General features: G+C 62.4%; 3 protein-coding genes. 2 read left to right on the top strand and 1 reads right to left on the bottom strand.

Translation table 11 applies throughout. The annotated features are described in order from the left end of the window. Together ACQKPS_RS26665 and ACQKPS_RS26660 are read left to right on the top strand one after the other, a co-directional pair. Positions 1 to 7,647, top strand: a 7,647-nt coding sequence (locus tag ACQKPS_RS26665) for an immunoglobulin-like domain-containing protein (protein ID WP_427606262.1), incomplete at its 5' end; no start/stop codon positions are given. A gap of 157 nt (positions 7,648 to 7,804) precedes the next feature. Next, positions 7,805 to 8,146 (top strand): tryptophan synthase subunit beta, encoded by a 342-nt coding sequence (locus ACQKPS_RS26660; protein ID WP_254485511.1) that lies wholly within the window; start codon positions 7,805 to 7,807, stop codon positions 8,144 to 8,146. Positions 8,147 to 8,187: 41 nt separating this feature from the next. Here ACQKPS_RS26660 and ACQKPS_RS26655 read toward each other — a convergent pair. Next, positions 8,188 to 9,341, bottom strand: a 1,154-nt coding sequence (locus tag ACQKPS_RS26655) for an HlyD family type I secretion periplasmic adaptor subunit (RefSeq protein ID WP_427606260.1), incomplete at its 5' end; no start/stop codon positions are given.

Genomic DNA, 9,341 nt, shown 5'->3' with positions numbered 1-9,341 from the left:
AAGACGCCAGTCGAGACCGTCATCAGCGATTCGATCGACACCACCACCGCGACCCTCTCGGCCACCCCAGGCATCACCGAAGGCGGCGTGATCACCTACACCGTGACGCTGAGCAACCCTGCCCAGACTCCGGTGACCGTGACCCTGTCCAATGGCAAGACCATCACCGTCGAAGCCGGCAAAACTGTCGGCAGCGTCGATGTGCCAACGGCCGCTAACGACGTGTACAACAACGGTTCAACTGTCAGCGTCAGCATTGAAAAAGCCGAAGGCGGCAACTTCGAAGCCCTGGAGGCCGACAAGACGCCAGTCGAGACCGTCATCAGCGACTCGATCGACACCACCACCGCCACGTTGACCGCGTCGCCTAGCGTGACCGAAGGCGGTGTGATCACTTACACCGTGACCCTGAGTAATCCTGCTCAGAGCGCCGTGACCGTGACCTTGTCGAACGGCAAGACCATCACCGTCGATGCGGGCAAAACCGTGGGCTCCGTCGATGTGCCGACTGCGGCCAACGACGTTTACAACAACGGCTCCACCGTTTCGGTTTCGATTGAGAAAGCCGAAGGCGGCAACTTCGAAGCCCTGGAGGCCGACAAGACGCCAGTCGAGACCGTCATCAGCGACTCGATCGACACCACCACCGCCACGTTGACCGCGTCGCCTAGCGTGACCGAAGGCGGTGTGATCACTTACACCGTGACCCTGAGTAATCCTGCTCAGAGCGCCGTGACCGTGACCTTGTCGAACGGCAAGACCATCACCGTCGATGCGGGCAAAACCGTGGGCTCCGTCGATGTGCCGACAGCCGCTAACGACGTGTACAACAACGGCTCCACCGTTTCGGTTTCGATCGAGAAGGCCGTAGGCGGCAACTTCGAAGCCCTGGAGGCTGACAAGACGCCAGTCGAGACCGTCATCAGCGACTCGATCGACACCACCACCGCCACGTTGACCGCCACCCCAGGCATCACCGAAGGCGGCGTGATCACTTACACCGTGACCCTGAGCAACCCTGCCCAGACCGCCGTGACCGTGACCTTGTCCAATGGCAAGACCATCACCGTCGAAGCCGGCAAAACCGTGGGCTCCGTCGATGTGCCAACAGCCGCTAACGACGTCTACAACAACGGCTCCACCGTTTCGGTTTCGATCGAGAAAGCCGAAGGCGGCAACTTCGAAGCCCTGGAGGCCGACAAGACCCCAGTCGAGACCGTCATCAGCGATTCGATCGACACCACCACCGCGACCCTCTCGGCCACCCCGGGCATCACCGAAGGCGGCGTGATCACCTACACCGTGACCCTGAGCAACCCGGCCCAGAGCGCCGTGACCGTGACCTTGTCGAACGGCAAGACCATTACCGTCGAAGCCGGCAAAACTGTCGGCAGCGTCGATGTGCCAACAGCGGCCAACGACGTGTACAACAACGGCTCCACCGTTTCGGTTTCGATCGAGAAAGCCGAAGGCGGCAACTTCGAAGCCTTGGAGGCCGACAAGACCCCAGTCGAAACCGTCATCAGTGACTCCATCGACACCACCACTGCGACCCTCTCGGCCACCCCAGGCATCACCGAAGGCGGCGTGATCACCTACACCGTGACGCTGAGCAACCCTGCCCAGACTCCGGTGACCGTGACCCTGTCCAATGGCAAGACCATCACTGTCGAAGCCGGCAAAACTGTCGGCAGCGTCGATGTTCCAACAGCGGCCAACGACGTCTACAACAACGGTTCAACTGTCAGCGTCAGCATTGAAAAAGCCGAAGGCGGTAACTTCGAAGCCTTGGAAGCCGACAAGACCCCAGTCGAAACCGTCATCAGTGACTCGATCGACACCACCACCGCGACCCTCTCGGCTACCCCGGGTATCACCGAAGGTGGTGTGATCACTTACACCGTGACCCTGAGCAATCCTGCTCAGACCGCCGTGACCGTGACCTTGTCGAACGGCAAGACCATTACGGTCGATGCTGGCAAAACCGTGGGCTCCGTCGATGTGCCGACAGCCGCTAACGACGTCTACAACAACGGCTCCACCGTTTCGGTTTCGATCGAGAAGGCCGAAGGCGGCAACTTCGAAGCCCTGGAGGCCGACAAGACGCCGGTCAAGACCGTGATCAGCGACTCCATCGACACCACTACCGTCTCTCTGTCGGCATCGGAAACCGTGGTCGAAGGTGGCAAGATCACCTACACCGCCACACTGACCAACCCGGCCCAGACCGCCGTCACCGTCACGCTGAGCAATGGCAAGAGCATCACCATCGAAGCTGGAAAAACCAGCGGCAGCATTGAGCTTCAGACCGAGGCCAACGACGTCTATAACAATGCTCACACCGTAGAAGTGACGATCGATAAGGCTCAAGGCGGCAACTTCGAGAAGCTGGACATCGATCCTGCGTCAGCGAAAACCTCGATAGTCGATTCGATCGACACCAGCACGGTCACCCTGACAGCCACCCCAAGCGTCAGCGAAGGTGGCGTGGTGACCTACACGGCAACCGTGACAGCGCCGGTAACCGGCTCACCGCTGGTGGTATCGCTCGCCAACGGTCAGAGCATCGTCATCAAGGTCAACGAGACCAGTGGTTCGGTAGACTTCGTTGCGCCGAACAATGTCTACACCACCAATGCACCGCTGACCAACAGCATCACCGGCGTCACCGGCGGTAACTACGAGAAACTGGTCACCACCGGTACCCCGAGTACCACGGTGATCGATAACCCGAGCAACCTGGACACCACCAATGTCAGCCTGAGCGCTACCGGTACCGTTCAGGAAGGCGGCCAGATCACCTATACCGTCAAGCTGAGCAACCCGGCCGGCAGCGCCATGACCATCAACCTGAGCAACGGCTCGGTGGTCACCATTGCCAAGGGCCAGAGCGAAGGCACCGTCACCGTCGACGCGCCAAAGAACACCGTATACGTGGATGCCGGCAGCGTCAGCACGAGCATCACCGGCACCGCCGGCGGTGACTTCGAGAAGCTGAACGTCAGCGCGACCCCCGCAGTCACGGCCGTGACCGATACCCTCGACACCAGCACCGTGACCCTGACCGCGACCCCGAGCGTGACCGAAGGCGGCGTGGTCACCTACACCGCGACCGTGACCTCGCCGGTAACCGAGCACCCGCTGGTGATCAGCCTGGCCAACGGCCAGACCATCACCATCGGCGTCAACGAAACCAGTGGTTCGGTCAACTACACCGCACCGAACAACGTCTACATCACCAACACGCCGTTGACCAACAGCATCACCGGCATGACCGGCGGCAACTACGAGAAACTGGTGGCGGTCGGCACGCCGAGCACCACGGTGAACGATGGTCCGAACACCAAGGACCTGACCAGCCTGAGCCTGACGGCTACCCCGACCGTCGCCGAAGGCGGGCAGATCACCTATACCGCCAAGCTGACCAACCCGGCCGGCACCGAGATGAAGGTCACCCTGAGCAACGGTGAAGTCATCACCATCGCCAAGGGCCAGAGCGAAGGCAGTGTGACGGTCAATGCGCCAGGCGACGATCCTTACATCGACGCCAGCACACAGAAGGTCAACATCACCGGCTCCACCGGTGGCGACTTCGAGGTGCTGATCATCGATGCCGCTTATGCCGAAACCAAGGTCACCGACACCCTCGACAACACCGGCCTGAGCCTCAGCGCCACCCAGACCGTTGCTGAAGGTGGCCAGATCACCTACACCGCCACCTTGACCAACAAGGCCGACACCGCCATGACGGTGACCCTGAGCAACGGTGCGGTGATCCAGATCGATGCTGGCAAGACCACAGGCACCGTCACCGTTGCGGCCCCGGCCAACGACGTGTACATCAGTGCGGCCAACGTCTCGGCAACCATCACCGGCACCACCGGTGGCAACTTCGAACAGCTGACCGTGAGCGACAAGGCTGCGGTCACCGCCGTGACCGACACCATTCAGACCACCACCCTGAGCATCGACGGCACCACCGCGGTGGCCGAGGGCGGCACGGCCACTTACACCCTGACGCTGACCAACCCGGCGCAGACCGATGTCACCGTGAAGCTGAGCTACAGTGGCACCGCCAGCAACGGCGCCGACTACACCGGCGTGGCCACCGTAGTGATCAAGGCCAACAGCTCGACGGCCACCTTCACCATCCCGACCATCAAGGACAACATCACCGAAGGCACCGAGCAGTTCACCGTCAAGATCGACTCGGCCACCGGCGGCAACTTCGAGAACCTGGCCATCAGCGGCAGCGCCGGTAGCGCCACCACGGTGATCTACGAACCGGCGCCGGTGCTGGACCTGGACGCCAACAACTCCAGCGGCAAGACCGGCGCCGACTACCAGACCACCTTCACCGAAGGCCAGGCAGGCAGCGGTGTGTCGGTCGGCGATGTCGACGTGACCATCACCGACTACGACAGCTCGATGCTGACCGGCGCCACCGTCACCCTGACCAATCGTCAGCCAGGCGATGCGCTGAACCTGGGCAACAGCGTCAACGGCATCACCATCAACGCCAACAGCACCGACGGCAAGGTGGTGCTGACCCTGAGCGGCACTGCGTCGCTGGCCGACTACATCCAGGCGATCAAGAACATCACTTTCATCAACACCAGCGAAGACCCGAGCACCACGCCGCGGATCATCACGGTGACGGTGACCGATGGTGTCAACACGTCGAACATAGCGACCACCACGGTCAACGTGATTGCCGTGAACGACGCGCCGACCACCACTGGCGTCGCGGTCACCGGCAACGAGGACACCGGCCTGGTACTGGCCTGGAGCGACTTCAACGTCAGTGACGTCGATTCGCCGCTGAGCAGCCTGGGCGTGACCATCAACAGCCTGCCTGTCGCCGGCAAACTGCAGCTGCTGACCGGCTCGACCTGGACCGACGTCAAAGCCGGCCAGACCATCAGCCAGGCCGACATCGCCGCCGGCAAGCTCAAGTTCGTACCGGCCAGCAACGAGTCGGGCGTCGACGGCTACGGCGGCACCGGCGTGGGCAACAAGCAGGCCGACTACGCGCAGATCAAGTACACGCCTACCGACGGCAAGGATGCGGGCACCCAGGCCACGCTGAAGATCGACATCAAGCCGGTCGCCGACGCCCCGTCGCTGAGCATCGGCAACAACAACGTCGACTCGCTGGGCCTGACCAAGGAAACCTGGACCAGCCTCACCGGCCTGGGCACCAACGGCAACGGCATCACCGGTGACGCACTGAAGAACGTGTTCGCCAACTCCGGCAAGGCCGGAAAGACCGAAACCGTGACTACGGTCGACAGCAATGCCAGCATCACCGCGGGCTCGGGCTCGAAGACCTCCGGCCTGATCTACCTGGAAGTCGGCAAGACCTATACCTTCAGCGGCACCGCCGACGACAGCCTGCAGATCGTCATTGGCGGCAAAAACGTCGCCGGCGCCATCTGGGCCAACGCCAGCGGTGCCATTTCCGGCAGCTTCACGCCGACCACCAGCGGCTACTACACCTTGGAGATCTACAGCGCCAACCAGGCCGGCCCGGGCAGTCTGGACATCAACATCCAGGTAGACAAAGGCGCGGTCACCGACCTGAACAGCGCCAACATCCCGATGTACCCGAGTGTCAGCGCGCTGGCGAATGCCGGTGTGACGGTGTCCGACCTGCATGGCAGCGACGGCAAGGGCTACTACGATGGCTACAAGCTCAACGAAGGCGGCGAGAACGGCGCCCCGATCAAGCTGGTGAGCATCAACACCGCACTGACCGACACCGACGGTTCGGAATCCCTGAGTGTCAAGCTCTCGGGGATCCCGGCAGGCTCGGTGCTGGCTGACAGCGCGGGCCACACCATCACCGTGGGCAGCGGTGCGGTAGACGTGACAGGCTGGAACCTGGGCAGCCTGACCATCAAGCCACCGGCCTACTACCAAGGCCAGTTCGACGTGAAGGTCAGCTCGACTTCGAGTGAAAGCGTCGGCGGCAGTACCGCCACCACCGAAGGCAACATCAAGGTCACGGTCTACCCGCAGGCCTACACCACCAGCAACCTGTCGTCCGACAGCGACTCCATCACCGGTACCGATGGCAACGACATCATCGTCTCGGACGTCAACGGCCTGCATGTGGTGCCGGGGCAGAACTACAACATCGCGTTCATCGTCGACACCTCGGGCTCGATGGGCTCGTCGGGCGTAAGCGCGGCCAAGTCTTCGCTGGAGTCGGTGTTCAAGACCCTGGCGGCCAGCGTCAAAGGCGCCCAGTCGGGTGCGGTCAACATCCTTCTGGTGGACTTCGCCACCCAGGTCAAGAGCACGGTTTCGGTGACCCTCAACGACGCGGGCCTGAAAACCCTGCTCGCGGCGCTGAACAACTTGTCGTCCGGAGGCGGTACCAACTACGAAGATGCCTTCAAGACCACCGCCAACTGGTTCGAGGCGCTCAAGGCAGCGGGCAGCACCGGCAGCAACCAGACGTTCTTCATTACCGACGGGCAGCCAACCTACTACCAGACCAACGAGAAGACCAACCCGACCCTGGGCAACTCCGGCGTCACCATGGACGACTACCTCGCCTCGATCAATTACAAGGCGGGCATGACGGTCAATGCCTACATCAACAACACCAACTACATCAGCATCGACAGCAGCGGCAACCTAACGGTACAGACGTACAGCAACAGAGGCGGCTGGTCGTACAGTACCAGCGGCCAGTTGCATGCCGAAGGCAACGGCGGCTACGAGCTGTCGTCGCTGGCCGGTACCGGCAACTCCACCAACAGCGCCACCAGCACCAACTCGACCGATAGCTTCAAGATCCTCTCGGCCTTGTCCGACGTCGAAGCGATCGGCCTGAACAGCGGCGTCAACGCCAACGACCTGAAGCCGTACGACACCGATGGCAAGCCGCAGACCAACATCGACCCGAGCAAGCTCGCCGATGCCATCCTCGGCCACACCGAAGCCACCCTGCCGGGCAACGACACGGTCAACGGGGGTGATGGCAACGACATCATCTTCGGCGACCTGGTGACCTTCCCGTCCATCGCCGGTACCGGTGTCGAGGCCATCCAGGCCTATGTCGCCGGCAAGACCGGGGTCGACGTCGGTGACGTGGACGCGCGGGCGATGCACCAGTACGTCAGCGAACACTACACCGAGTTCGACATTTCGGGGGCCAACGACGGTGCCGATACCCTGCTGGGCGGCGCAGGCAATGACATCATCTTCGGCCAGGGTGGCAACGACTACCTCGATGGGGGCAAGGGCAATGACATCCTGCTCGGCGGCAGCGGCAACGACACCCTGATCGGCGGCCAAGGGAATGACATCCTGATCGGTGGCAGCGGTGCCGACCTGTTCGTGTGGAAGGCCGGTGACGTTGGCAACGACGTGATCAAGGACTTCAAGCCCAGCGAGGGTGACCGCCTCGACCTGCACGACCTGCTACAGGGCGAGACTGCCAGCACCATCGACAACTACTTGAAGATCACCACCGCCGCAGATGGCACTTCGACCTTGCAGGTCAGCTCCGAAGGCAAGTTCAACGCCGGCGGCGGCGCCGACGTGACCATCAAGCTCGAAGGCGTGAACTGGTCAAACACCACGGTCAACTCGTTGATCAGCGGTGCCGACCCGACCATCAAGGTCGATCACTGATCCCCGTCCCGCGGTGGCCAGCCCAGGCCACCGCGGGGGCGGCCTTCCCTGCCACCCTCGCGCAGCGCATACTCACGCGCCGGGTTCACCTGCCTGGTGAACTTTGCCTATGCTGCGGATTACCAACTAAGGAACCATCGTGACGAGGGACGACGCCATGTTCTACGTGCAACGCGACGCCGACGGCCAGTTGCTGCGGGTAGAAGCTGCCCCCTATGCCGAATTCACGGAAATGCTCCCGGCCGACCATGCCGAGATCCAGGAATGGTTTGCCGACGATGTGGTCGAGAACAGTCTGCGCCAGCTCAAGCAGAGCGACCTGGACATGATCCGCGTGCTGGAGGATCTGATCGATGTGCTGACCACCAAGGGTGTGATCAGCATCACCGACCTGCCCGCCGGTGCCCAGGCCAAGCTGCTCAACCGCTCTACCGCGCGCAAGGCGCTGGGCAGCCTGAACAACCTGATCGAGGAAGATGAAGACACTGGGTTGATCTGAGGCCCTCTTCGCGGGTAACCCGCGAAGAGGCCGCTACAGGCTTAACGCTCGCGCAGGGCTTCGGTACGGGCCTTGATGATCGGCTTGAGCAGGTAGCTCATGATGGTTTTCTTGCCGGTCATGATGTCCACCGTGGCGACCATGCCGGGGATGATCTCCAGCGGCTTGGCATCACTGCCCAAGTGACTCTTGTCGGTACGCAGGCGGATCAGGTAGTAAGTGGTCTTCTTGTCTTCGTCGGTGATGGTGTCGGCGCCGATCTGCTCCAGCTTGGCCTCGAGGCCGCCGTAGATGGTGTAGTCATAGGCGGTGAACTTGACCATGGCCTCCTGCCCCGGGTGCAGGAAGGCGATGTCCTTGGGCAGGATCTTCGCCTCGATCACCAGCGTATCGTCCAGCGGCACGATCTCGATGATGTCGCTGCCCGGCTGGATCACCCCGCCGATGGTGTTCACCAGCAGCTGCTTGACGATGCCGCGCACCGGTGAGGTGACCAGTGTGCGGTTGACCCGGTCATCCAGCGCCTTGGTAGTGGCAGTGGCCTTGTTCAGGTCGGTGCGCGCCTCGTTAAGCTGGGTCAGGGCGTCGCTGCGGAACTTGCCGCGGGTTTCCTCGATTTTGCTCTGCACTTCCTTCACCGCCGCCTCGGCGCGCGGGATAGCCAGTTCGGTGGCGCTCAGCTCACCACGGGTTTCCACCTCGGAGCGGCGCAGGCGCAGGATCTCGACCTGGGAAATCGCCCCCCTGGCCACCAGCGGCTCGGACATGCCGATTTCCTGGTTCAGCAACTGCAGGCTGCTGGCGTACTGGGCACGCTTGGAGTTGAACTCACGCAGTTCCTGCTGCTTCTGCACCAGCTGCTGTTGCAGGCCATTGATCTCGTCATTCAACTGCTGACGCCGGCTGGCGAACAGCGACTCTTCGCTGGCCGCCTGGCTGGGGGCGGCCTCGCGCAGCTTGTCGTCGATCTTCAGCGGGCTGTCGTCGACCTCGGCGCTCAGGCGCTCGACACGCAGGGCCATGGCCACACGCTCGGCTTCGGTTTCGCCCTTGTTCGAGATAAAGCGGGTTTCGTCCAGGCGCAGCAGCGGCTGGCCAACCTCGACCACCTGCCCTTCCTTGGCGAAGATCTCGGCGACGATGCCGCCTTCGAGGTTCTGCACCTTCTGCACCTTGGACGAGGGAATGGCCTTGC

Source organism: Pseudomonas sp. NPDC086566 (assembly GCF_050280885.1).
Lineage (GTDB): Bacteria > Pseudomonadota > Gammaproteobacteria > Pseudomonadales > Pseudomonadaceae > Aquipseudomonas > Aquipseudomonas vlassakiae.
This window is presented reverse-complemented; position numbering and strand designations above follow the sequence as displayed.

Coding starts and splice junctions, on each gene's coding strand:
- ACQKPS_RS26660 (WP_254485511.1), top strand. CDS start 7,805: ATGTTCTACGTGCAACGCGACGCCGACGGCCAGTTGCTGCGGGTAGAA.